The 25,724-nt window shown below is 49.4% G+C and carries 16 protein-coding genes; 8 read left to right on the top strand and 8 right to left on the bottom strand.

Translation table 11 applies throughout. From position 1 onward, the window contains the following. Positions 1–2: 2 nt before the first annotated feature. Positions 3–3,323: a PAS domain S-box protein gene (locus tag AAC022_RS06570; RefSeq protein WP_339729242.1), complete on the bottom strand. Its 3,321-nt coding sequence runs from the start codon at positions 3,321–3,323 to the stop codon at positions 3–5. A 206-nt stretch (positions 3,324–3,529) separates the two neighbouring features. Between AAC022_RS06570 and AAC022_RS06565 the strand changes: the two genes are divergently transcribed. Further along, positions 3,530–6,148 (top strand): PVC-type heme-binding CxxCH protein, encoded by a 2,619-nt coding sequence (locus AAC022_RS06565; protein ID WP_339729241.1) that lies wholly within the window; start codon positions 3,530–3,532, stop codon positions 6,146–6,148. Positions 6,149–6,425: 277 nt separating this feature from the next. Beyond that, a complete protein-coding gene (locus tag AAC022_RS06560) occupies positions 6,426–8,090 on the top strand; it encodes a HEAT repeat domain-containing protein (RefSeq protein ID WP_339729238.1) in 1,665 nt (554 codons plus the stop codon). Between the two features lie 31 nt (positions 8,091–8,121). Here the strand turns inward: AAC022_RS06560 and AAC022_RS06555 are convergent, their stop codons facing one another. The 3 genes from AAC022_RS06555 to AAC022_RS06545 all read right to left on the bottom strand — a co-directional run bounded on the left by AAC022_RS06555 (position 8,122) and on the right by AAC022_RS06545 (position 12,627). Further along, positions 8,122–9,393 (bottom strand): hypothetical protein, encoded by a 1,272-nt coding sequence (locus tag AAC022_RS06555; RefSeq protein ID WP_339729236.1) that lies wholly within the window; start codon positions 9,391–9,393, stop codon positions 8,122–8,124. A gap of 60 nt (positions 9,394–9,453) precedes the next feature. After that, positions 9,454–11,061 carry a hypothetical protein gene (locus AAC022_RS06550; protein WP_339729233.1) on the bottom strand — a complete coding sequence of 536 codons (1,608 nt, stop codon included), beginning with the start codon at positions 11,059–11,061 and terminating at the stop codon, positions 9,454–9,456. Between the two features lie 297 nt (positions 11,062–11,358). Beyond that, positions 11,359–12,627 carry a rhomboid family intramembrane serine protease gene (locus AAC022_RS06545; RefSeq protein ID WP_339729230.1) on the bottom strand — a complete coding sequence of 423 codons (1,269 nt, stop codon included), beginning with the start codon at positions 12,625–12,627 and terminating at the stop codon, positions 11,359–11,361. 192 nt (positions 12,628–12,819) lie between these two features. Between AAC022_RS06545 and AAC022_RS06540 the strand changes: the two genes are divergently transcribed. The 5 genes from AAC022_RS06540 (at position 12,820) to AAC022_RS06520 (ending at position 19,384) form a co-directional block, all read left to right on the top strand. Continuing rightward, positions 12,820–13,938, top strand: a complete 1,119-nt coding sequence (locus AAC022_RS06540; protein WP_339729229.1) for an FtsW/RodA/SpoVE family cell cycle protein — start codon at positions 12,820–12,822, stop codon at positions 13,936–13,938. A gap of 178 nt (positions 13,939–14,116) precedes the next feature. Next, positions 14,117–15,733, top strand: a complete 1,617-nt coding sequence (locus AAC022_RS06535; RefSeq protein WP_339729228.1) for an aminotransferase class I/II-fold pyridoxal phosphate-dependent enzyme — start codon at positions 14,117–14,119, stop codon at positions 15,731–15,733. 146 nt (positions 15,734–15,879) lie between these two features. Beyond that, positions 15,880–16,161 (top strand): RNA polymerase subunit sigma, encoded by a 282-nt coding sequence (locus AAC022_RS06530; RefSeq protein WP_339729225.1) that lies wholly within the window; start codon positions 15,880–15,882, stop codon positions 16,159–16,161. A gap of 80 nt (positions 16,162–16,241) precedes the next feature. Further along, positions 16,242–17,834, top strand: coding sequence for a DUF6798 domain-containing protein (locus AAC022_RS06525; RefSeq protein ID WP_339729223.1), 1,593 nt, complete (start codon positions 16,242–16,244; stop codon positions 17,832–17,834). A gap of 26 nt (positions 17,835–17,860) precedes the next feature. Further along, complete coding sequence (locus tag AAC022_RS06520; RefSeq protein ID WP_339729221.1) at positions 17,861–19,384, top strand: PQQ-binding-like beta-propeller repeat protein; 1,524 nt, start codon at positions 17,861–17,863, stop codon at positions 19,382–19,384. Positions 19,385–19,393: 9 nt separating this feature from the next. Here the strand turns inward: AAC022_RS06520 and murA are convergent, their stop codons facing one another. From murA to AAC022_RS06500, 4 genes are all read right to left on the bottom strand, one after another. Beyond that, entirely contained in the window at positions 19,394–20,827 is a 1,434-nt protein-coding gene (gene murA / locus AAC022_RS06515) for a UDP-N-acetylglucosamine 1-carboxyvinyltransferase (protein WP_339729220.1), read from the bottom strand. 60 nt (positions 20,828–20,887) lie between these two features. Then, positions 20,888–21,805, bottom strand: coding sequence for a peptide chain release factor N(5)-glutamine methyltransferase (gene prmC, locus AAC022_RS06510; protein ID WP_339729218.1), 918 nt, complete (start codon positions 21,803–21,805; stop codon positions 20,888–20,890). Between the two features lie 50 nt (positions 21,806–21,855). After that, positions 21,856–22,938 carry a peptide chain release factor 1 gene (gene prfA, locus AAC022_RS06505; RefSeq protein ID WP_339729216.1) on the bottom strand — a complete coding sequence of 361 codons (1,083 nt, stop codon included), beginning with the start codon at positions 22,936–22,938 and terminating at the stop codon, positions 21,856–21,858. Between the two features lie 177 nt (positions 22,939–23,115). Continuing rightward, positions 23,116–23,403, bottom strand: a complete 288-nt coding sequence (locus tag AAC022_RS06500) for a type B 50S ribosomal protein L31 (protein ID WP_339729214.1) — start codon at positions 23,401–23,403, stop codon at positions 23,116–23,118. A 624-nt stretch (positions 23,404–24,027) separates the two neighbouring features. Here AAC022_RS06500 and AAC022_RS06495 point away from each other — a divergent pair. Then, positions 24,028–25,719, top strand: coding sequence for a dihydroxy-acid dehydratase (locus tag AAC022_RS06495; RefSeq protein WP_339729212.1), 1,692 nt, complete (start codon positions 24,028–24,030; stop codon positions 25,717–25,719). Positions 25,720–25,724 lie beyond the last annotated feature (5 nt).

Genomic DNA, 25,724 nt, shown 5'->3' with positions numbered 1-25,724 from the left:
CATTACTTAAAACGGTTCGTTGAATCATTGTGAATTTGATGCCGCAATAATGCCTTACTCACCATATTCACCAGCTTTTGTGGCTTGTATGGTTTTTTCAGGAAGTGCAGAATTTTAGAGCCTTCCATTTGATCAGAAATATCCATTTCACTCAGCCCGCTCGTAAGGATCACGGGAATATCAATCCCTTTGTCTTTGAGCAACTCATATGTTTCCACACCACTTAATCCCGGCATGGTCATATCCAATAGTATCACACTGATACCATCACGGTTCTTCTCATATATTTCGATTCCCTCACTCCCGGAATTCGCAACCATCACAGAAAAACCGAATCGATTTAACACGTGATTGACCACATTACAGACGGCTTTGTCATCGTCAATCACTAACACAAACCCTGCGTCTGCAGGCACAATGGTATCGACACTGCTGTCACTCTCGATCTTTTCTTCAGCCTCAGTCGCCACTGGCAAAATCACACGAAAACAGGAACCATGTTCCACCGCCGATTCAACAAACAACCCGCCATTATGTCCCCGGATGATTCCGGAAACCCCTGCCAGACCAAGCCCTCGACCTGTAAATTTTGTGGTAAAAAACGGATCGAACATTTTTGACTGGCAATCTTCATCCATCCCGCTCCCGGTATCCTCGATCTCGAAGTACACAAATTGACCGGGGCTGATATTCTCACAGAAAAAGTAGTTGGTACTATTCTCCGAAGTCAACGTCATGATCCCCGTACGAATATGGATGACACCCGTTTCTTTTTGACTCTGTATCGCTTCAGACGCATTCGTCAACAGATTTAGAACCACCTGTTCAACCTGGCCCATATCACCGTGCACCAGCAATTTATCATTTGACAATTCCAATACAATATCTGCATTGGGAGAAACAATGGTCTTTAAGATCTCAACGGTTTCCTGAATAATCTGATTCAGATTGAAGGTTGTTGTTACAAACGTCCGCCGACCGGAATACGCCAGGAGACGTTCGCAGATTTTTGTCGCATGTCGTGCGGCTATTTCAATATTCTTTACATTTTCAATGACTGGAGAATTGTCTCCCAGTTCCATCTGCGCCAAATTCGTATTGCCCAGAATTGCCAGCAATAAATTGTTGAAATCGTGTGCAATCCCACCGGCAAGGACCCCCAGGCTTTCCAACTTCTGAGCATGTAGCATCTGAGCGTGTAGTTGGTCTTTTTCCTCTTCAATCTGGATCCGGTCGGTAATATCTCGAATCACCTGAATATAACCGGTGATTTGATTATCAGAACGCCGCAACGGAGTCACAATTGTCTCACCCTGGAACTGGGTGCCGTCCGCACGTAGATATTCCACTATGAATGGTTTTAACACCCGGGAATTGGGGTAAGAGACACGCAGATATTCATCATCAAACTGATCCCCTGAGGTAATAATTTCCCGAATCGGCCTCCCCAGCAGATCGGCCTCTTGACAACGGAAATGGATCTGAATCGACTCATTACACATCACAATATTATGACTGCGGTCGGTCACAATCATCGCATCTGTGACCGAATGGAAAATCGTCTGCAATAAAATCCGCTGGCGATTTAATTGTTCGATTGTCTTCTTGCGGACAGTCACATCGATCGCCAGACCAATACAACCGATGATGACATCATTTGAATTCCGCAGTGGCTCAATATGAATATCCAGAATCGTATTTTGTAACTGCTGCTCAAATCGGACAGATTCGCCTTTTAAAGTCCGCTCATGCATCGCCACCATATTCTTTGAGGCATCCGGTGTGTCTTGAAAATCAAAAATGGCCTGTCCGACCGGTTCATTGGGTTGAATCCCTAACAGATTGAGCCCTGCCCCGACAATCGATGTGTACTGATTATCATAATCGGTCGTCCAGAGAATAGCAGGAATTTGATCCATTATGATTCGCAAACGCGCTTCGTTTTCCAAGCGAATTTGTTGAGAACGTTTCAGGTCATCAATATCAATATGAGTACCAATGATTTGTATGGGATTAAACTGTGGATCGTAAGTCGATATTTTCCCCCGCGTAAATAGCCACTTCCAGCCTCCATTTTTTTCTCTAATACGTATTTCGATATCATAAGAATTACTTCGGCCAGATATATAATCATCCAGCATTTTTACTGCTGGCAGTAAATCATCCGAATGTATCAGTTCTGTCCACGCTGGATCTAAATCAGGCAGTAGTGCTTCAGGATTTGCCAGTCCCTCTCGGGTTGCAAAGATTTCCGGCAATTCTCCCTGTTCATAACCCAACATTAAATGCCAGTGGTCATCAAACTGGATCTGTCCCGTGCTAAGGTCATAATCCCAAAATCCGATATCAGAGCCGCGCGCCGCCATTTTGACACGAAGTTCACTCTCTTGTAAGCGTCTTTCAGCCTGCTCTCGACTGACCTCTGTCGCAGCCCGAAATGTATAGTTTTGAATCGCAGGAATTTCACACAAATTCTCATAAATCGGACGATCACTTAGTAACACCAGGTGCCCTTGAATCTCCCCTTTGCGATTAATCATGGGAACACCAAAATAAGCTTCCAATTTATTGTCAGCCAGAAATTGATCATCAGGGAATCGCTTCGCAACATCACTATGAACCACATAGGAGTTCTGCCCCGTGATATGCACACAAGGCGATCCCTCTGCTTCATATTCAAAATCAGGGATCAGTTGCCCATCGAAACAAGCGCCGATTGTCTGGCACTTTTTGATTTTCTGATCAACGTATCGATGCCGAACCAGAAAGACACATTTCAGTTTTAATGCGTCAGCCAGTTCTTTGACCAGACGCTTAAAAAACTCTTCGCCGGTGACACCACTGGTTGCATTGGACAGTAAATGCAGCAACCGTTCATTTTGTCTTTGCGCTGTAATATCATTGATCAGCCAAAGTTCCTGTTCTGAATTATTCGGCAGAGTCACTTCACATAAATGCTGTCTGCCATCACCGCGCGCGAACCAGATCTCTGCATGCTGGGACTGCTCTTGTAAACTCTCAGTCGGGGAATTCTCAGCCGGTTGTAAACTGGTTTTTAATTGAAATAACTGTGATAGATTTTCCTGAAAGACCAAGGGATGCTCTTCTGAACCCCCTAATAGCTCATCGGCCCGATGATTTACGAACAGCACTCCCTCCGTATAGAGAACCACACCGGCAGGAATACTTTCGATAATTAATTTAATAGCTGCAGAGTCTGTCTCCTTCGGGTAAAATTCTTTTAGCGAATCCTTTACGTTTTGCGTAGAATCTATACGAAATTGTTTTATTTTCGTTCTGGACGAACTTAAATTAGATTCCATTCAAACTGACTCCCTGGTGGATTACTGATCTGCAAAAGACTAGACTATGCCTTCGCCTCACGTCCTTGATTTGACATAAGTAGCTATATGCTACAAAATCATAGTACCGATCGGTATCCCAAATGCTGAATCCTGATGATTTGACTCACAAATAAGCCCTCTGGGTCTCCTGCCTTTTTTGCCTATTATTAAGAAAGCCCACTGCAGTGAAGAAACCTCTCCAACTTGCCTTGTGCATGATCTCAGCGACCCTCTTTGCAGCCTCCAATAGCCAGGCCAAAGCAGAACAGCAGCACCTGGAATTGAAACCACATGACCATATCGTGTTTATTGGAAATACATTCCCTGAACGAATGCAGGACGCAGGATACTTTGAAACACTGCTTCACAGCCGCTTTCCCGATAAAGAACTGGTTGTTCGCAATTTAGGCTGGTCGGCCGACGAGTTGACACTGCGTCCTCGATCCAAAGATTTCCAGGATCATGGGCACAACCTGGAAGACCACAAAGCCGATGTCATCATCGCCTGTTTCGGGTTCAACGAATCATTCGCCGGCAAAAAAGGACTCGCCAAATTCGAGACCGACTTAAAGAACTTCATCGACACCACACTCAAGGCCAAATATAACGGAAAATCTCATCCCCGCCTGGTACTCTTCTCACCAATCGCCAATGAAAACCTGAAGCGGCCCGGATTAACGATCGGCAAAGAAAATAATCAACGCATTCAGCTCTACACTGAGGCTATGCGAAAAATTGCCAAAGAGAAGAACGTTGTTTTTGTCGACCTGTTTACTCCCAGCAAAAAACTGATGGAATCAGGAAAACGCCCTTTAACATTCAACGGAATTCATCTAACCGATTATGGCTATCAGAAACTGGCCCCTTTCATTGACGAAGCATTGTTCGGCGCGGCAACGAAAAAAGGTTCAACAGTTGATCTAAAATTACTGCGTGCAGAAGTTCTGGAAAAGAACAAACAATTCTGGTATGACTATCGCTCCGTCAACGGATATTACATCTACGGCGGCCGTAAAGCACCATTCGGCATCGTCAACTTTCCCGCCGAATTTGCAAAACTTCGTAAAATGATTGCAAACCGCGACAAACGCATTTGGGCTGTCGCACAAGGCAAGAGCGTACCCACGAAAATTGATGACAGCCAGACCGGTGAATTTGCAGGCATCAAAACGAACGTCAAAGATCTGTCTTCGATTAAAATCACATCACCGCAGGAATCGCAAAAGAAATTCGAATTGCCAGAAGGTTTCGAAATCAATCTGTTCGCTTCCGAACAGGAATTTCCCGAACTGCAAAACCCGGTTCAATTCGCCTTCGATAGCAAAGGACGACTCTGGGTCTGCACCATGGAGTCTTACCCCCAATATCTGCCAGGCAAAGATGTTGATGATAAAATTTTGATTTTGGAAGACACTAACGGAGATGGCCGTGCTGATAAACAGACCGTATTTGCCGACGGCCTGCACCTGCCAACAGGCATCGAACTGGGTGACGGTGGTGCCTATGTCGCCCAGCAACCCAACCTGGTCTTCTTGAAAGACACAGATGGAGACGGTCACGCAGATCATAGAGAAATCGTGCTGCACGGCTTCGATTCTGCAGACTCGCACCACTCGATCAGTGCCTTTACCTGGGGACCCGGCGGAGACCTCTACTTCCAGGAAGGAACCTTCCATCACTCTCAAGTTGAAACTCCATACGGACCGCGCCGGCTTAAAAACGCCGGTATCTTCCGCTATGAACCCCGCACGGAAAAATTCGATGTCTTTGTGTCTTACAGTTATGCCAATCCCTGGGGTCATACTTTTGACCGTTGGGGACAGAACTTCGTCGCCGATGCTTCCGGTGGTGCCAACTACTACGGCACCGCCTTCTCAGGAGACCTCGACTATCCGCGCAAACACGCCGGCATGAAACAGTTCCTGAAAAAACAATGGCGTCCGACCGCGGGTTGCGAATTCGTTTCCAGTCGACAATTTCCGGAAGAGATGCAGGGGAACTACCTGCTCAATAACTGCATCGGATTTCACGGCGTTCTGCAGTACAAAATGAAAGAAGACGGTTCCGGATTCGCCGCGGATCCGGCTGAACCTCTCGTGAAATCGACAGACACCAACTTCCGCCCTGTTGACCTGCAATTCGGACCTGATGGTGCTCTGTACCTGATTGACTGGTTCAATCCACTTGTCGGTCACATGCAACACTCGATTCGCGACCCCAATCGAGACGCACAGCACGGTCGGATCTGGCGAGTGACTTACAATAAGAAGCCTTTGCTGAAAGATCCGAATATTGCCGATGCTTCGATTCCGGAACTGCTCGACCTACTGAAAACCTATGAAGATCAGGTTCGCTACCGTGTTCGACGTGAATTACGAGTTCGTGATACAGACGAAGTCATTGCAGCCGTCAATAAATGGGTTGCCGGGCTGGATTCCAAAGATAAAGATTATCAGCACAACCTGCTGGAAGCACTTTGGGTTCATCAGAACCTGGACGTGGTCGACGTGGACTTCCTGAAAAAGATGCTGAGTTCTCCCGAACCGAAAGCACGGGCCGCCGCCACACGCGTTTTATGTTACTGGCGTGACCGCGTTGACAATTCGCTCGACCTGCTCCAGGTCCAAGTGAATGACGAGCATCCCCGGGTCAGACTGGAAGCAGTACGGGCGCTGAGTTTTTATCATGATCCCAAAGCACTCGAAATTGCGGTGGAATCACTGATTCACCCTCAGGATTATTATCTTGAGTACACCTTAAAAGAGACCATGGATACACTCGAAAAACGCATGGAAGCCAATTAAGTTTTCGAGTGCTTCAATTATATTTTCGAAATCCGATCCAGGGGGACATCATTCTTCCCCCTGGATCGTTTCAATCTCACCCTCAAGCCATTTCACAGACAGCCACCAGACGGCTTGAGTAACTAATACCAAAAGATCTTTGTGCAGAGTTAGTTTCATAATGAGAAATCCATCACGTTTTTTGTCTGTCCTGCTCCTCTCAACGACCGCCTTGTTATTCTGCAACGACTCTGCAGAACAGGCTCATGCCCAATCTAAAAGCAGAGTCGCTTCCTTAATGAAGCTTTTAAAAAGTGGCCGCATCCCTGCACAACGACAGGGAACGATCATTGAACTGATCTGCCGCAAAGGGAATCAAGACGATCTTGGCTATATCTGGGAGCAAATCGTCACAGGCGCAATAAAAGGTGAACTGAAAGAAAAATCGCTGCTTTCACTCAAGGAAGCATTTCAGAACCGCAAGATCATTCCCGCCGGTTCACTTGCTGGAATCTCGGTTCTGATCGATGAACAGCCGCCGATTAATCGGGCCGCCGTCGAGCTAGCCGGCTTGTGGAAGGTGTCCGCGGCTGCAGAGAAACTTCAGCAACTGGCTTTATCAAAACAAACAGATAAAAAACTCCGCACCGCCGCCATCGATGCACTGGTTTCGATTGGTGGCGACGCCAGCATCAAAGCGATGCAGCAACTGACCGGAGACCACTCTCCACAGGATATCCGCTACCAGGGCGCCGCCGCTCTGGTAGCACTCGAATTGAAACTGGCGATTGCCGACGGCATCAAGATCATGTCTTCCGGCAAAGACGGCGATCCCACTCCTTTTATCGCCGCAATTCTGGACAATCAGGGGGCCGCAGATCAACTGGCAACAGCCATCTCTTCACAGAAGATTCCCGAAGACGTCGCCAAAAAGCTCCTGCGGTATATGTATTCCGTCGGACGCAGCGATAAAACATTAAGCGATGCTCTCAGTAAAGCCGCCGGTATGTCGGGCGAAGAAAAGAAACTCACCGAAGCCGAATTCAAACAGCTCGTCGCAGACGTCATCGCCAACGGCAATGCAGAACGCGGCGAACAAATCTTCCGTCGCCCCGAACTCAGTTGTATGAAATGTCATTCCGTCAGCAAGGCCGGCGGTGAAGTGGGACCAGACTTAAGCCCCATCGGTGCCAGTTCCCCCGTTGATTACCTGGTCCGCTCAATTCTGTATCCCAATCAGGCGGTGAAAGAAGCCTACCAGACAGTTGTCATCCTTACGATTGAAGGCAAAATCCTTCGTGGCATCGTTGTTGATCGGAATGAAGAACGTATCATCCTGAAAGACGCCAATGGCAAAGAAATCGTGATTCCCGCAGATGACATTGATGATGAAACGGAAGGCGGCTCACTGATGCCTCAGGGCTTGACGAAGTTTCTGACGCGGGATGAACTGGTAGACGTAGTCAAATATCTCTCAGCGTTGGGCAGACCTGGTCCCTATGCGGTCCGCTCCAAACCAACGGTCCAACGCTGGTTGGTAATGCAAGAAATCCCCAACCTGTTGCTCACAAATGAAAACCCCGATGAGGAACTGTTTGAAGAACATGTCCTGCGTGCACCAGCAACTGCCTGGACTCCCCAATATGCGATGGTGGCAGGGTTACTTCCTTTTGCAGAACTGAAAAGTCTCGCCACCGATTCACTGATTCTCTTACAGGCGGAAATCAAAGTGACCGAACCCGGAGCCGTCGGCTTCCGTATCAATTCTGCAGACAACACGAAGCTCTGGATTGACGCCCAACAACTAAAACCGGAGTCAGAAAATCAGTTTGATCTAACAAAAGGCGTCCATAAACTGACGCTGCTGATCAATCTGGAACACCGAACCGACCAAGGCATCCAGGCGGAATTCTTTAAACCCGCCGGCTCCAAAGCATCATTCACCGTCGTCGGCGGAAAATAGGCATAGGCTTGCGTTCCCCGACTTCGTGCCCCTACAGCGTTGGCTTAGGGGCTTCGATCGCGCCGTTATCTGCCTTGACTTCAGGAACATACGGATGCGTCTTCTGCCACTCTTTCCAGAACTTGGCTGAATGTGTGTTGCGCCATAGCGCCAACGCATTTCCCACATGGCTGTAAAACGTATACTTTTGCAGAATTTCGTCTTCCGTGTGGCTGGTGGTATTTTTAATAACCCATTTCGCCGCTTTCACAATCTGCTCATGCGGCGGATGGAGTTCCTTGGGAGCAATCGCCAGCCATTCCAGATGATGCCCTGTCGCGATCACATTTTTATACTCGGGAATCTCCTGAGGATTCGTCAATGCCGTCTTCCCATCCATCCAGTTCGCTGGCCAGTGTCCATCCTCAAACTGACACACACTAATCAGATCGCGCACACGTTCCAGATATGCATACGCATTGGCTCGCGCCCGATCAGACAGAATATCAAACTCATCATCCAGACGAATCAGTAACATCAGGGAATACACGCGGTGTGTTCCCACACAGACACCAAATTTCTTATCCCCTCGAATGAGTCGTTGTACAAGCTGGTCGAATGAGACAGTACGACCGTCGGTCGTCTGCCACTGTTTGACAGGAGGAATCCACAAACCAAAGGCCATCGCCGACCATTCCACTTCTCGCTCATCCAACCGGAAATCGCGTAGTGACTGCTGAATCACATCGTTTACATCCATATCACGTCTGGAGGGAGCAAACACCGGTTCATCTAGATGAATCCCGGCTTCGGTCAACGACGCCAACCAGTGATCATGGTGCACCGAGCCCCCCACTTGACTACCCCAGCGAATCGAAATCCCGACCGGCTCATCAACCAATAATGGAGAGGCTTCATCACCCCAGGAAGCCAGAAATCGGGCATGGTCGATCAAAAAATCACGCATTTCAATACCCGAGACAATACTCGGATCTTCAAATGTCGACCGGATACTCCAGGTGCGCAGTGCATGCTCCACATGATTCGGCTTCATATGTTTCCGGGGAAACTTAGGACGTACCTGCTTGAGCACAGCCGCCAGTTCTTCATCAGTCACGACCGAAGGATCGTCATACAATGGCTCCACATATAGTGGCACCTTGCGATCAATTTTCACTTCAGGATACGTTGTCTGATTGAGAAACACACCATTGAAAGCCTGGCGTGAATCGCGAGAGCCCATGGTATAGGCACCACAAAAAGCAACCACAACCAGAATTTGTACGGTAATCAACGTTTTCGATGACAATTTACGTGACTTCATGACTCATCTCTTACACTAAATATGAACTAGATCAACGACTGTTTCAATGACAGACATAAATTATTGAATCGGCTTATTTCTTAGCAGGACCACCGAACGGCCATCTTTGTAGCCCACACGCCATTCGCCATCACGTTCTAATCGACGCATCAGATTGTTTCGGCGGGGCAAATCCAGTACGACGGTATTGACTCCGTAACGCTTCAACAATTCTTCCGCCTCACTGCTAAGATTGATCACCCGCAGATAATGATCCCAGACCTCGTGCGGCAGTAAATGCACATGGGAATTCGCAAACACGGAGAGATCTCCTGGCCCATCCCACAGCAGATAATCGCCGAGTTCCATGGAATTGAAGACCTGCCCTTTGATCTGCTTTTCCTTCAGATAATTCACGGCACCAATGGGCGTGGCGCTTGAAACACTCTTCGCAAAATCAACCTGTTTGCCGTGCAATATTTGTGACCCGATCGGCGTAATCGCAAAACAGATCCAAATCACGCCTACGGTAACGATCGTCCATTTCCCGGCATAGTGCATGGCATGTGATTCGTCATCATCAGTTAGTCGCTGTAATTTCTGTCCCCAGATCGCGGCACCGTGCAATGCCAGATAATAGGTGGCGACCGGTGCCCACCAGATAATCATGCGAGAGCTCCACATCGCCGCTGTTCCCAGCCCTACCAGAAGCAGGACTTCCGTCGTCGAAATTCTTCGAGGCGTGAACCGGCAAGCGATCACCAATAACAGCGCTAAGACGGCTGCTGCTTTTCCTTGATACATGCGTAAGGTCAACGGATTCCACTCTATCAAATCAGCCAGATTGGGGTTCGATGAGAAAGAAAACACCTCTGTATATAATTGTAAACCATAAGGGTTGATCAGCACGGCGACAGCCGCGAGTTCCAGTAAAACAAAGAACCGGCGCGTCACACTATCTCGGAACATGGCTTTCCATGCCCCTGATTTGCGGCCCACATCAACGGCTCGTCCCACCAGAAAACATCCGATCAAGCCCAGCCCGATAGGAAACGAACCATGCAGATTCGCCCATAACACAAACAGCCCCGGAATCAGATACCAATACGATTTCCGCCACTGTCGCGCATTCAGAAGCGTAAACAGCATCACAAAACAGAGTAAGCCTGCCAACTGCGGCCGCACAATTCCAAGTTGCTTCCAGTCGCACAATAAAAATCCGGAAACACAAACCAGACTCCAGATAAAACTGTCTGTCCGTTTTTGAACTCGAAACAATAACAGTCCCATGCAAGCGGTAATCGCAGCCGCATACAGAAATTTAATTCCCGCCACACCAAACTGCTGAAATGTCTGAAACCCAAGCAATTGGCTCAACCAGGCAGTGTCGATAAAGGGAACCCCCGAAGCAAGCGGAACCAATGGCTCGAACGCCGGAATGCTTCCGGTTTCCCAGATCAATTTCCCATACGCCAGATGCCCCCAGATATCGGTATGCCATAACGGGAGTGAGCTGAATAATAAAAAAGAGAGCGAAAGTATACAAACCGAGAAGAAGGTAAACCGCGAAAGTCGAAGCGCTTCCGGAAAGCGATCGACGAGCACCGCATCCTCAGAGAACTCTTCGCTGGACTCTTCAACAGGGTTCTCATTTGTAGATTCGTTTTGGTTTTCCAAAGCAGTGGCCATAATAAACAGATCGAGATGAGAGGTAAGTGTAAAACATCATATGCTGTTTCGCAGAGTCAGACGAGAGGGATCAAACGATTCCCCTCTGTTTTGGCTTGAATCAGAGTCTGTCTCACGTTTCAAACCATTGACCGCGCAGCATCACGACAAATTTGTTTACCTACAGCCTAGTTCAAGCTCTGTCGCGGTGTAAAATTCACTTACAGGATTCGCCTCTGATGCTAAAAAACAACAATTGCTCGTAAGGTTTCGAGCAGATGTTGCCGTTTTAACGATTCTCCCGGTCTTGCCAGCTGGTCAAAGCGTAACGCCTTCTGCAGCACTCTGAGGCGATCGAGGGTCAACGGGTGGCGCAGATAAATCGCGGGGACGGATCGGCTTCGTCTCTGGAACCGTCTCTCCCCCAAAAAGTAATTCGCTTCCCGAAGCGTTATCTGATTCCGGCATCGGCACCTCTGCCTGCGCAATTGACGCCTGATCTAACTGCAAGCGTTCAAACCAGGCCTCCGATTCATCACCAAAGACATCGGTAACAATTTCTAACGCTTTCGATTTTTGCGGTTCCGAACCAAACTGTTTCCAGATCAGCCGTGCGATTTCCACTCCCTTGTCATATGACCGGTTCCGTTTCAGTGACTGCAGAATGATCTCCCAGGAACGGAATGGGTCTCCTTCCGTGCGATACAGGCTCAACGCCAGCTCTGCCCCAATTTTCGGTTCACCGGGAGCGAGCGCCATCCCCTTCCGGAGATACTCGATCCGTTGGTCCAGGTCATCCTCGTGCCGCGCCAGATACCAATAGTATTTTCCATTCCAAACTGGATGGCAAATCAAATACGTACAGGGAATCAGTAACAGCTGCGCAAGCACAAACGAAACGCGCATTAAGCTGGCAAACCGAGAGCGATTGATCAAAACCACACCGGCTAGTAAGCCGTATAGAAATCCTGACACATGCGCGGCATTCGCAATGTTTAGAAATCCCAAATAGGTAAACACAAAACACAAAATCAGCCACCCCAGGCCCCAGGTGATTTCTCGCTCCGTGAATTCATCCACCAGACCAGGATCGGTTTTCCTGAGCATCATCAATAATCCAAACATCGCAAACGCGCCGCCCGATAATCCCACGGGATAATGCTCGAAATAGTATTCTGGAAGCAGCGAAATAAACGTCGCCAAAATCAGAAAGGCGGCATACATCCAGGAACGCATCCGAGGCTCGATCAGTCGGCCCAGATAACCGATGGCGATACAATTCATCAGCAGATGCAGCAGATCCCCGTGATGAAAACCACTGACCAGAATCCGCCACCATTCTCCCGCCCATAGATCAAATGGACCACCGGTGGGAAAACTGTCTTCTTTAATTAAGGGGTGGTCATACACAAACACCAGCGGCTGCACGGCCCCCAGTTTCCATAATGCTGTATCAAAGACACTATCAGCGGGGGTCCCCTGTTTGATTCGAACTACCTGAACTGCCAGAAACAGACCGACGGCCACCGCGATATAGGCAGCGGTGATCGGATATCTAGAACAGATTTTTCTCAAATTCTGAAACATAAATGGGAATTCAAACTACGGTCGAAAAGGGTTTCTGCCGCCAAAGAATAGCTGATTTGCACGCGTTTGACACCATATAAAGGAACACAACACACAGGAAGTTCATGAAAAAAGATCTCTCTTTCCCAATCTGCCATTTTTCGTTACAAAACGTATCTGGATTTCTTCATAAATCATTTGATAGACAACGGTATGATTCATTCAGGCTTTCGTCGTATTCCCTGGTCCATTCTCTGCTGCATTCTCATTCTCATGGGATGCGGCCTGGCTGGTATCGCGCGCGGAGACGAACTTGCAGGTCAGGGACATTATTTTCAGAAACAATGTGTCTGGATTTTGATTTCCCTCCTGGCGCTGGGTGGCACGATTCTGTTCCCGTATCGAAACTTGCGGGGCGTCAGTTATCCCCTGTTTCTCGGAACGCTCCTATTACTGATTGCGGTCTTTTTCATCCCCGCCGTCAATGGTTCACGGCGCTGGATCCCACTCGGTTTTTTCAAATTTCAGCCATCGGAACTGGCCAAAATCACTTACATCCTCGCTTTGGCACACTATCTGATGCACCGCCAGAATTACAGACGAATTCCGGGCCTGATCGTCCCCTTCATTTTAACATGTGTGCCGGTCTTCTTGATATTACGCGAACCGGACTTGGGAACATCGCTCTTATTCTTTCCGATTCTGTTCGCCATGCTGTTCTCCGCCGGTGCCCGACCGCGGCATCTCATCACCATTGTCATGTTGGGAATCTGCACATTGCCCGTCCTCTGGCTGGAAATGAACCCAGAACAAAAATCCAGAATCGTGGCCTTATTCACACAACAGGATGGAGGAGAACTTCCCAAGGGAGACGGATATCATCTTTACCAGTCGAAACAAATGCTCGCACTAGGCGGTGTCTGGGGCAGCGAAATTGCCGGCATGCCCGTGGATGACCCCGCCGCTTACCATCTTCCCGCCGGGAGAACCGACTTTATCTTCTGCCTGGTTGGTGAACGCTTCGGAATCATGGGCTGCCTGTTTATCTTGTCAGTCTTTATCTTCCTCTTTTTCCGTGGCTTACAAATCGCCACCGCCACACGCGAACCGTTCGGCAGACTCGTGGCCGTTGGTATCGTCACGCTACTGGCCTCGCAGACGATGATCAATACCGGGATGACGGTCGGCTTAATGCCGATTACAGGTATGACTCTGCCTCTCATGAGCTACGGCGGCACCAGTATGTTGAGTACCTGCCTGGCACTTGGCCTGCTGATGAATATCTGCATGCACCCCGGCTACGAAATGAACGCCGAACCATTTCGATTTTAGACACTCTATCACTGCATCAGACAATCTTTAATCAGACGACTCTTTTTCTAATTGCCAATATTAAAATAGTCACGCGTACATGTTTCCTGGTTATTGAAAGCAGATACAATAAACGTTGATTCGCAGCACTTTCAGCTATAATGCTGTATCCCACTTTCGCATGTAGCAAGAACCTCCGATGACCATCACAGATTCAGAATTAGCGGCAGCACGATCTAGAATTGAAGCCGCCTATGCTCCTGATTTACTGGCTGCCGCAAGCCTGAAGTTCTCCGAATTAATCACAACCCACGCACGGTCAATTCAGAGCGAAAACGGCAACGTCTTAAACTGGAATCATCCGGTCGACAATATCGAATTAGCGCGACAGCATCTACACACGCACGACAGCTTAGATACAGATCCCACACCAGCGGACCTCTCCCAGCAAGACACGGGTCCCCAGCAAGACACGGGGCCCCAGCAAGACACAGTTCAGGAATTCCAGCAACTGATGCAGTTGATGCTGGATCGAGGACACAACTTACAGAACCCCCGCTACATCGGCCATCAGGTTCCCGCTTCGTTACCGCTGGCCGGATTATTCGATGCTATCACATCTGTCACAAACCAGGTCATGGCCGTCTATGAAATCGGCCCCTGGGCCACTGCCGTCGAGTTGGCTTTAATCGAAATGATCGGCAAAGAAATCGGCTTCACCCCCGGTACGTTTTCCGGTCTGGTCACGCACGGCGGTTCCCTGGCCAATCTGACCGGACTGCTGGCTGCACGGAATCTGGCTTGTCCCGAGTTCTGGACACAGGGCACACAGTCACAATTCGAATCAACGCCCGTACTACTGGTCTCCAGCGACGCACATTACAGCGTAACACGTTCTGCCGGCATCCTGGGGATCGGCGCAGACAACATCATCAAAGTCCCCCTTGATGAACAACGCAGAATGCAGCCGGTCGCTTTGAAAGAGTTGATCTTAAAATCCCAGAGTGAAAATCAAAACATCATCGCCGTCATCGCCTGCGCCTGTGCCACCCCGATTGGTGCCTTTGATCCTCTGAATGATATTGCCGATTTGTGTGAACAATATCAACTCTGGTTGCACGTCGACGCCGCCCACGGGGGACCGACCTGTTTTTCCAAACAGCATCAGCACCTCACAGCAGGTCTCTGCCGCGCAGATAGTGTCGTCTTCGATGCACACAAAATGATGTTCATGCCTGCCTTGAGCGCCTTTCTGTTTTTCAAAAATAAAGCGCACCAGTTCTCCGCTTTCCAACAGCAGGCCCCTTACCTGTTTGATCCCTCTGCTCCCGAAATCGCAGAATACGACCTTGGCTTAAGAACCATTGAGTGCACCAAACGCGCGAACAGCTACGCACTTTGGGGCATCTGGTCACTGTTTGGCAAAGGTCTGTTTGCCGATCTCGTGGATATCACGTTCGAAACGGCCCAGATTTTTTATTCGCTGCTCCTGCAAACGACTGACTTTAAACCATTGCATAAACCCGAATGTAATATCGTCGTATTCCGCTATCAGCCAGCATGGGTACAGGCGCTGCCGCTCGAACAGCAGAATCTGTTTCATTTTCAATTACGCAGACAACTGATCGAATCGGGCGAGTTTTACATTGTGCATTCCGTTCTGGATGGACAGGCGGCCTTTCGCATCACAGTCATGAATCCGCTCACAACCAAAGCCCATCTAGAGAGGCTTCTGGAAACGATTCGTCACAAAGCCAGCACGCTGCAGCATGCTTTTCCCGTCACTCAACAGACAGATCATTGCGAACAGACTTGACAATTAAGTCTGAGATCGAAAGAATCATCGCTCAGAAAAGACAATTGCCTTATTAATTGGTTATACTACAACAACATCGTTACGAAATACGTTTCATTTGAAGTTACCGTCAGGTGAATTCAAATACTGAACGGAGAAGAGAGATTATGAGCGGCCCAATAGTGCGTACTGGTACAACACCACAGTTCTGGGAAAATTACGATAACATTTTTGGTAAACCTGCAAAAAAAGGCGCTAAAAAGAAAGCGGCTTCTAAAAAAGGAAGCACCAAAAAGAAAGCGGCTGCCAAAACAACAACCGCCAAAAAGTCTCCAGCGAAAAAATCTCCAGCCAAAAAGTCTTCTGCGAAAAAGTCCCCTGCGAAGAAATCGCCCGCCAAAAAAGTGACGGCAAAGAAAACAGCGAAAAAGAAAACGAAGAAAAAGTAGACTCCTGATCGGACGCGTTCTCTCCCAACCACCGTCTCTTCCGGTTTAACTTTTAAGGCTTAACAAGGTGCTCAAGTTCAGTGAATCCTGAATCCACAGCTTCTAAATTAACACCTCAAGCCATTCTCCTGATTCTGTTGATCGGCGGCTCCTTTGCCGCCGATTCGTTTCTGCGGTTCCCCATTCCCGGAACCAATGAACCACACTACCTCTGCAAAGCCAAACACTACTGGAATCCTCAATGGTGTGCAGGGGACTTTTTCCTCGAATCTTCCAACGCGCATTCCGTCTTTTATCAGGTCGTCGGCCTGCTGACCCAATGGCTCTCGCTACCTGCCACAGCGATCCTCGGTCGACTGGCAGGTTTCCTGTTACTTGCGATCGGCTGGTATCGACTCTTCCGGGTTTTAACGCCGGGGGTCTGGTCTCCTTTAATCTCTGTATGGATTTATCTGGGAATTGCCGCGGTCGGCAATTTTTCGGGTGAATGGATCATTGGTGGCATTGAGTCCAAGGTGTTTGCCTATGGGTTTCTTTTTTTATCACTGGCCAACGCCAGCGAACAGCGCTGGAACCGCGCTGCCATTTATGCCGGCCTGACCATCAGCTGGCATCCCGTTGTCGGAGTCTGGTCGCTGCTGTGTGGCGTTTTTGCACTTGCCTGTTTTTGGTTCCTGCAACAGAAGTCACCAACTCATACCACACCCCGGGAAGTGATCTCAAAAGCAATCCCCGCAACGGGGCTACTTATCCTTTGCGCACTTCCTGGTTTGATTCCTGCGATCAGCCTGCTGCTTTATAGTGATTCACGCGCCAACTTTGCAGCCAATTATATTCAAGTCTTCTACCGCATTAAGCATCACCTCGATCCCATGGATTTTCATACCTTCAGCTATTTGCTGTATGCGGGGCTCCTGGGACTCTGGCTGATTCTGAGACGAAAACAAAATATTACGTTTGCAAATCGCTTTTTTCAATGTTTCATCCTCGGAACTCTGGGACTGGCCTGCATCGGCTTTTTACTGGGAGTCGGACCGCGACCTGCTACGGAAATGCCCTATTATGCATTTCGTATGTCACTCTTGAAATTTTATCCGTTCCGTTTGTTTGATGCGCTGCTACCACTGGCTGTCACAATTGCGATTATCAATTCGGTTTACCAACGACTCTTTGAATCCAAACAGCCAGGCGAAGAACCGTCGTCCGCTTCACGCTCCTCGCTCAAAACCGCGATCGCGGTTTTGAGCCTGAGCATCTTTACAGCCGTACTCTATTCCGCCTGGACATTCCCCCCGATCCACAAAATGGCTTCCACACAACGCCAGGACTGGATCGACGCCTGCCTCTGGATCAAACAAAACACGCCCGAAACGACTCTGTTTCTGACACCGGCCCGCGAATCGGACTTTAAATGGTACGCTCAGCGGCCCGAGTATGTTACCGTGAAAGACTGTCCCCAGGACGCCCCCGGCGTGATAGAATGGAATCGACGCCTGAGATACCTTCGAAAATGGGGCCAAGAGTATTATAATAAAGGCTTCGATGACCGCGCACTGCAAGCCCTTAAAGATAACTCCAACATCACACACCTGCTGGTCAAACGACTCGGCCCCTTTAAAACAATCAAACCCGTTTATCAAAACCAAACCTATAAAATCTACGAGCTTCCCTGATCACCCGCCTATGAATGGTTAATCTCATGCATAATTTAGACAAGTTCCTTGATCACCGAATTCAAAAATGGTTCATGTCCCTGAGCCTGGTAGCAACACTGCTGTTAACTCTGACATTACCAATCCCACAGACTGGTCATTTCGATTCAGAACTTCATGCACAATCGCCGTCCGTAAAACCGGGTGACTGGCCTTACTTTCTGGGTCCGCGACAGACGGGAATTTCTCCTGAGACAAATCTGCTCGACAAGTTCCCCGAGCAAGGACCTCCCTTGCTGTGGGAGAAAAAAATCGGAACCGGATATAGTGCCCCTTCGATCCTGGGTAGCAAACTGGTGATTCATCATCGACCTGATGGTAACCGTGAAGGCAAAGAAGTCATTGAATGCGTGGATGCAAGTACCGGCAAGGAACTGTGGAAGTACGAATACGCGTCCGATTTCCGCGACCCCTACGGATACAACAATGGCCCCCGCTGCTCTCCTCTGCTGACATCGAAACACTGTTACACATTCGGCGCACAGGGAAAACTATATTGCCTGAATCTCGAAGACGGCAAACTCGTCTGGCACATCGATTGTATGAAAGAGTTTAACGTTCCCCCCGGATTTTTCGGCGTGGGTTCCACGCCCATTCTGGAAGGAAACAAGCTGATCGTCATGGTCGGCGGCAAACCCAATTCCGGCATGGTTGCCTTCGATGCACTCACCGGGAAAAAACTCTGGGAAAATGTCGGTAAGGATGTCTGGAACGGAACATCCACTGGCTGGGAGCGACTCCCCGTTTATAAATGGCGCGGCAATGAAAAGATTTCCAGCTACTCGTCCCCTCTCGCCGTCACAATCCACGGCAAACGTCATCTGCTCTGCCTGATGCGTCAGGGACTCGTTTCCCTTGATCCTCAGGACGGTTCCGTCAATTTCAAATACTGGTTCCGTTCCATGATTAACGATTCTGTCAACGCTGCCCGCCCCGTTGTGGTGGACGACAAGATTTTCCTTTCCGCTGCATATCAGGTCGGTTCTGCCTTGCTGCAAGTGACACCAGATGGCAAAAGCTACAAAGAACTCTGGCGTAATCCGACCAATATGTTGACGCACTGGTCAACCACCATTGATCACGACGGATACCTTTACGGTTTCAGTGGACGCCATGAACGCGGCGCGACGATGCGCAGCGTCCGGCTCTCCGACGGAAAAGTCATGTGGGAAACAGACGGCACCGAGCCCGTCATCGGCAAGGTAAAACGCAATCAATTAACAGGGCAATACCAGTGGGTTGATTCCGGCAAAACAGCCCCCTGGCCCTTCTATGGACGCGGCTCTGCAATTCTGGCGGATAACAAATTCATCGTGCTGGGCGAACGTGGTACACTGGCGATTGTGAAAGTCGACCCCGAACATTTCACCGAAATCTGCCGGACGTCCTTCCCGCAAATTAAATATCCAGCATGGGCTGCGCCGGTACTCGCCCACAAAAAGCTGTATCTCCGCAGTGAATCGCATTTAATCTGTCTGGACTTTGAGAAAAAGCCAGCTGAAAAAGAATAAATGAACTGCTTAAGAATCTGACGGCTTCGGTTGCTGCGCAAGTTTGTCACTGGAACTCTGGTTCCAGTGCGGCCCGGTCATCGCATCCAGCAGTTCCGAATAGCTGGGTCGGCTTTCGCCATCGGTCAGTTTCAGACTCTCGGGCATATTTTTGGGCTCGTCTTTCACTCGACGGACATTGGCGCCTAATGTGATCAGCTTCTCTTCCAGCTTTTCGTATCCGCGATCCAGATGGTAAATCCGACGAATCACGGTTTCACCTTCCGCCGCCAGTCCCGCTAATACCAAAGCAGCACTGGCTCTTAAATCGGATGCCATTACACAGGCGCCACTTAACGGGGAGTCGCCGTTCAGAATCGCGCTGGCGGATTCACGACGGATATTCGCTCCCATCCGCGCTAATTCCGACGCATGCATAAATCGATCCGGAAACACTTTGTCCGTCACAATGCTGATTCCGGGAACACTCGCCAACAGCGACATCAACTGCGCCTGCACATCAGTGGGAATTCCGGGATACGGTAACGCAATGCAATCGACCGACTTAAGAGGCTGCGTGACGCGAATAAAAATAGACTGTTTTTTGGCAGGCTGCTCGGGAAACTCCAGATTAATCGTCACGCCGATTTCCCGGAGCTTCTCAATCACCGCAGTAATATGATCGGGGCGCACCCGGTTTAACTGGACATCACCGCGCGTAATCGCAGCAGCAATCATCAAGGTTGCCGCTTCAATCCGATCGGGAATTACTTCATGTTCGATTCCGTTGAGTTGTTCCACACCTTCGATAGTCAAAAACGGAGTTCCCAATCCCTCAATCTGAGCACCAGCCGCGTTCAAGAAATTGCCAACGTCCACCACTTCCGGTTCACATGCGGCCGATTCAATGGTCGTCGTTCCTTTGGCCAGGGCCGCCGCAATCATCACATTACAGGTCCCGGTCACGGTACTTCCAAATGCACCGCCCAGAAAGATATTGGCACCACGCAAGCGATCGGCACGCGCGATGACATAACCGCGGTCAACACGAATTTGTGCGCCTAAAGCAGACAGTCCTTTCAGATGCAGGTCGATTGGTCGATCACCAATGTTGCAACCGCCGGGCAATGAAACACACGCCATCCGGCGTTTCGCCAGCAAGGGCCCCAACACGCACACACTGGCCCGCATTCGCCTCACCAGATCATAGTCGGCAATGCACGATGTTTCATCAACGGTCTTCAAACGCAGCGCGCCCGATGTATCACGATCCACCTGCATGCCCAGCGAACCGAGGACTTGAGACTGGGTGGTCACATCCACCAGATTGGGGATGGAATGCAGAACCGTTTCACCTTCACAGGCCAAAGCAGCCGCCATCAGTGGCAATGCCGAATTCTTGGCACCACTGACTGAAACGCAACCTGAAAGCCGCTCGCCTCCGCGAACGAGAAACATATCCATCCCTGGATCTCCTGAAGTTGTGTAACCAGAATTGCTAAGCAGGAAGTATAGAAAATCTGTTTATTTTAAGATAGGCAACTTTTGGCTGATCATCACCCGCGCACGGCCTGCCAGATCTGCTTTCACACGCACATCACCGTATTCACCTGACTCTTCGAACAGTGCTTTTAACGACGTTTCCTGCTCGGGAGAGAATTCCAGCATTAAAACCCCCGCTTCTTTTAAATACCGTGGGGCCTCAGCAATGATTTTGCGATAAAAGTCCAATCCATCCGTGCCCCCGGCCAATGCAAGCCGTGGTTCATGTTGCCTCACATCAGCGTCCAATGATTCGATTTCGGCATCGGGAATATAAGGCGGATTGCTGACGATAATATCAAACACGGTCCCTGCCGGTAATTTTTCAAAACAATCACTCAACAGGAACTGAATCTTGTCTGAGAGTGTATTGCTCTCGGCATTTTTTTGTGCGATCTCTAAAGCACGTTCGCTGATATCGGTCGCCAGAAATGAGGCTTTTGCACAATTCCTAGCCGCCGCAATGGCAATGCAACCACTGCCTGTGCACAAATCGAGAATGGAAGGGGAAGGGAGTTTTTGTGCCTCATCCACCAGTTCCATCACCAGCGTTTCCGTATCCGGTCGTGGTACCAGAACATTGGAATCGACATAAAAATCCAGCCCGAAGAATTCGCGATTCCCCACGAGATACGCCACCGGTTCCGACTTCGCACGCCGTTGAACCAGCGCCCGCATTAAGCTGCGTTCCTGCTCAGATACTTCATCTTGATAGTTTGTATAGAGACGAATCCGCTCGCAATTTCGCGCGTATGACAACAGCACTTCTGCATCCAGACGAGGAGAATCACTTCCATGTTTCGTCAGATGGGCCGTCGTCCAGTCCAGAATACGACGTACGGTCCACGACTCTGCTGCAGCATCTGAAGCGGGCTCCGATGAGGGTGAATTATCTTTCACAGCACGATCCGTCGAAATAACAGTCAAAAGTGAAATAGCAGGCGTGGCGTTTAACTCTTAGCGCCATCACCGAGCAGTCGCTCTTCACGATCAAACTGCAACAAGGCTTCAACCAGCTCATCCAAGCTTCCCTGCATGATCTGATCAATTTTATAAAGTGAAAGGTTGATGCGGTGGTCAGTCACACGACCTTGTGGAAAATTATAGGTTCGAATTCGCTGGCTGCGATCGCCGGAACCAATCAGAGTTCGACGCTGATCGGCCCGCTCGTCAGCTGCCTTCTGCTGCATCTTCTCCAGTACACGACTGCGGAGCACACGCATCGCTTTGGCTTTATTTTTATGCTGGCTCTTTTCATCCTGACATTGCACGACCGTCCCTGTCGCCAAGTGAGTGATCCGCACAGCGCTTTCCGTCTTATTCACTTTCTGCCCGCCTGGACCACTGGCATGAAACGTGTCGAGTCGAATGTCGTCCGGTTTGATATCGACTTCAATTTCGCTCGCTTCCGGCAAAACGGCGACGGTCGCAGCACTTGTATGCACGCGGCCCTGCGTTTCGGTTTCGGGAACACGCTGTACCCGATGACCGCCACTTTCAAACTGCAATCGGTGAAACGCCCCTTCACCGGCAATCGAAAATGTGACTTCTTTGATTCCCCCAAGCTCTGTCGCGCTCAGGTTCAGCACTTCCGTTTTCCAGCCTTTTTGTGCTTCAACGTAATGCTGGTACATGTCGAATAATTCACGAGCAAACAAAGCGGCTTCATCCCCGCCGGCGCCCGCGCGAATTTCCATGATCAAGCCACCACGCGTGATCGAATCGCCGGCGACAACCAGGTCTTCGAGGTCTTTCGTGTGTTTCTCGTGCTCTTCGCACAGCTCGTCAAGTTCCTTCTGTGCGTAGGCCTTTGCATCAGGGTCGGTCTCTTCAGCCAGCATCTCACGCGCCACTTCAATATCCTCGGCGCGGGCATTGAACAACCGGAGTTCTTGAGACACTTTGGAAAGACCGCCATACTCCCGTTGAACCTCAACGAGCTTGGTATTATTTGTCAGAACCTCTGGATCCTGAAGCTGTTTTTCCAACTCTTCAAATCGTACCAGTTTTGCCTGCAGGGTGGGAAACTTCATTTGCCCAAATCCACGAAGAAGCCTGTCTAATCGCCTTCTTATTTCGCCGGGAAGTGAATTCGACCCGAAAAACCAAAAGGGACCAGACGTAAAAAAAAAGACATGACCATGCACTAAACGAGGCTCATACGGAATTATTCTCCGTAGAGCCTCATTGATAGACTATTCGTAAATTTGCTAAGCGTCTTCTTTCTTGGCATCCTCTGCTTCGGTGTTGCGCTTGTCCCAGTTGTATTTCTTCTGGAACTTTTCGACCCGACCAGCACTGTCGACAAACTTCATCTTACCGGTGTAGTAAGGATGAGATCTGGAACTGATTTCCACAGAAACCAGTGGGTAGGTGTTGCCATCTTCCCATTCGACTGTCGCTTTGGAAGTCGCCGTTGACTGGATCATAAACGAATCACCTGTCGAAGTATCCTTAAATACGACAGGATGATAATCTGGATGAATGTCTTTTTTCATTTTACTAAGCTTCTTTGTTACCTAATAACCTTGTCGATCTTACGGATTGTCTGCTGCCAATCCTCTCTGTGGGGGATTCTGAAAGTCCATCTTACCAGATGAAACCCCGTTTCGTTTTATCGCTACTGCCAGTAGCAAGGCGTCGTTTTGCACAAGAAACCACTCAAACAGATGAGACTGTCTGCGGGATCATTTCCTAAAATCAGGAGGCAAAACAGCTTATCGTCATACCTGTTTCACGGAACGTCACAGTTTACGTTCCGACGTACCAATGAGCAAGCGCAAAGGCCATCACCACTAAATAAACGCAAACCACTTCGAGATATAGACATACAACTAATTTGCACACCAGATTTGAGAACAAATCAAGCAATTTTTCGCATTTTCTCTGCCTGTCACTGATTTTCAGTAAGCCACACTCGAAAATGGGCAGGTGAATGATGCCTGCGAAACAGGCCAGCGAACAAAGACAGGCACTTTGTTTCTAATTTTTTCGGGACTCTGTATCTGTTTTGAAAATCAAATGTTAAGTAACTTGGACTCCTGCTGTCGACCGTTTAGAGTTAATGCGAAACAGAGTCAGCAAATCAAAACTTATCTTTTCACCTACCAGGAATCCCATTGATGGAACAGGCACTGAATTGGAATAGTCAAAACTTGACGCACGGTTGGCAGCGGGGAGTGACCGCCTTTTATTACGGGCTCGGCTTTTCTGATGAAGATTTTGACAAGGCTCAGATCGGAATCGGCGTCCCATTACTCGATGGCAACCTGTGTAATGTTCATGCTTACGAACTGGCAAAAGAGATCGCCGAGGGATGTAAATCGACCGAGATGATCGGCCTTCCCTTTGGTGTTCCTGCCGTCAGCGACAATATCACCCAGGGTCAGGAAGGCGGAAATGCCAGTCTTCCTTCACGCAATATGATCGCCAATGCGGCAGAATGTGTCGTTAGTGCTCACTCTTACGATGCACTGATTGGGCTGCATAACTGCGATAAAAACGGTCCCGGCTTTGCCATGGCTCTGGCGCGGCTGAACTATCCGGGCTTAGTCGTGAGTGGCGGGAGCATCATGCCCGGCTGCCATAAAGGTCAGGATATTTCCATTCTGGATGTCTACGATTCGCAAGCCGCAGCCGCCGTTGGCGCCATGGAAGAAGCAGAAGCTGAGCAGATCCTCAAAACCGCTTGCCCCGGTCCGGGCGGATGTGGAATTGCTGCTTCATTCAACACTTGGGGCATCGCCTTGGAAGCCATCGGTTTGATGCTGCCTTTCAGCAGTTCTACCCCCGCCATTGATAGTGCCAAAAAAACAGAATGCCTGAATGTAGCATCCGCGGTAAAAAATCTGCTGAAACAAAACATTCGCCCACGCGATATTCTTACAAAGAAAGCGTTCGAAAACGCAGCAGCTACAATTGCGGCTGCCGGCGGGTCCACAAACGGTGTCCTGCATCTGCTCGCTCTCGCGAGAGAAGCCGATGTCGATTTCCATCTGCAAGACATTCAAGAAATCCTCAGAAAAACCCCTGTCCTCTGCAGCTTTGCACCACGGGGTAAAAAGACGATGGTCGATCTTCACCATCTGGGAGGAACTCCCATGCTGCTGAAACATCTGCTCAAAGCAGGCATCATTGACGGCAGTTGTCTGACCGTTACCGGTAAAACAATTGCGGAAAACCTGGCGGAGATCGGCGACGTTCCCACCGATCAGGATCTGATCGCACCGCTGGACCAACCGTTTAAAGAATATGCAGATATGCAGGTCTGCTTCGGCAACCTTGCTCCCGGAGGGATCGTCTTCAAAGTTTCCAGCATGCCGGAATCGCATTTTACTGGCACGGCCTGTTGTTTTGATGATGCCAAAGAAGTCGCCGATGCGGTCGAAGCCGGAAAGATCAAACCGGGCAACATCATTGTCTTAAGATATCTGGGCCCTGTTGCGTCTGGAATGCCCGAAGTCCTTGTGGCAACGGCCGCGCTCGCCGTGCCGGAACTGGATGGAAAAGTCGCCTTCATTTCGGACACACGTGTTTCAGGAGTGTCACACGGTGCGATCGGCGTGCATTGCTCTCCCGAAGCCGTCGTCGGCGGACCGATTGGTCTGGTTCAGGACGGAGATCAAATTTCGTTTGACCTGCTCAAAGGAACGATCCAACTCGAAATCAGCGATCAGGAATTAGAGCAACGTCGGGCTAACTGGACTCCGAATCCGGTGAAACATACGCGAGGATATCTAGCCGACTTTTCAGCCACAACCTCTCAAGCACATCATGGCTGCGTGAGTAAAGCACTGCTCCCTGAATGCGACTGAATGAA

The organism is uncultured Gimesia sp., from assembly GCF_963976445.1.
Taxonomy (GTDB): domain Bacteria; phylum Planctomycetota; class Planctomycetia; order Planctomycetales; family Planctomycetaceae; genus Gimesia.
The sequence above is the reverse complement of the archived record's forward strand: the minus strand, read 5'-3'. Positions and strand labels throughout refer to the sequence as shown.

Bases quoted from the DNA above. Each gene is read 5' to 3' on its own strand.
- AAC022_RS06570 (WP_339729242.1), bottom strand. From the start codon at position 3,323: ATGGAATCTAATTTAAGTTCGTCCAGAACGAAAATAAAACAATTTCGT.
- AAC022_RS06560 (WP_339729238.1), top strand. From the start codon at position 6,426: ATGAAGCTTTTAAAAAGTGGCCGCATCCCTGCACAACGACAGGGAACG.
- AAC022_RS06555 (WP_339729236.1), bottom strand. From the start codon at position 9,393: ATGAAGTCACGTAAATTGTCATCGAAAACGTTGATTACCGTACAAATT.
- AAC022_RS06550 (WP_339729233.1), bottom strand. From the start codon at position 11,061: ATGGCCACTGCTTTGGAAAACCAAAACGAATCTACAAATGAGAACCCT.
- AAC022_RS06545 (WP_339729230.1), bottom strand. From the start codon at position 12,627: ATGTTTCAGAATTTGAGAAAAATCTGTTCTAGATATCCGATCACCGCT.
- AAC022_RS06540 (WP_339729229.1), top strand. From the start codon at position 12,820: ATGATTCATTCAGGCTTTCGTCGTATTCCCTGGTCCATTCTCTGCTGC.
- AAC022_RS06535 (WP_339729228.1), top strand. From the start codon at position 14,117: ATGACCATCACAGATTCAGAATTAGCGGCAGCACGATCTAGAATTGAA.
- AAC022_RS06530 (WP_339729225.1), top strand. From the start codon at position 15,880: ATGAGCGGCCCAATAGTGCGTACTGGTACAACACCACAGTTCTGGGAA.
- AAC022_RS06520 (WP_339729221.1), top strand. From the start codon at position 17,861: ATGCATAATTTAGACAAGTTCCTTGATCACCGAATTCAAAAATGGTTC.
- murA (WP_339729220.1), bottom strand. From the start codon at position 20,827: ATGGATATGTTTCTCGTTCGCGGAGGCGAGCGGCTTTCAGGTTGCGTT.
- prfA (WP_339729216.1), bottom strand. From the start codon at position 22,938: ATGAAGTTTCCCACCCTGCAGGCAAAACTGGTACGATTTGAAGAGTTG.
- AAC022_RS06500 (WP_339729214.1), bottom strand. From the start codon at position 23,403: ATGAAAAAAGACATTCATCCAGATTATCATCCTGTCGTATTTAAGGAT.
- AAC022_RS06495 (WP_339729212.1), top strand. From the start codon at position 24,028: ATGGAACAGGCACTGAATTGGAATAGTCAAAACTTGACGCACGGTTGG.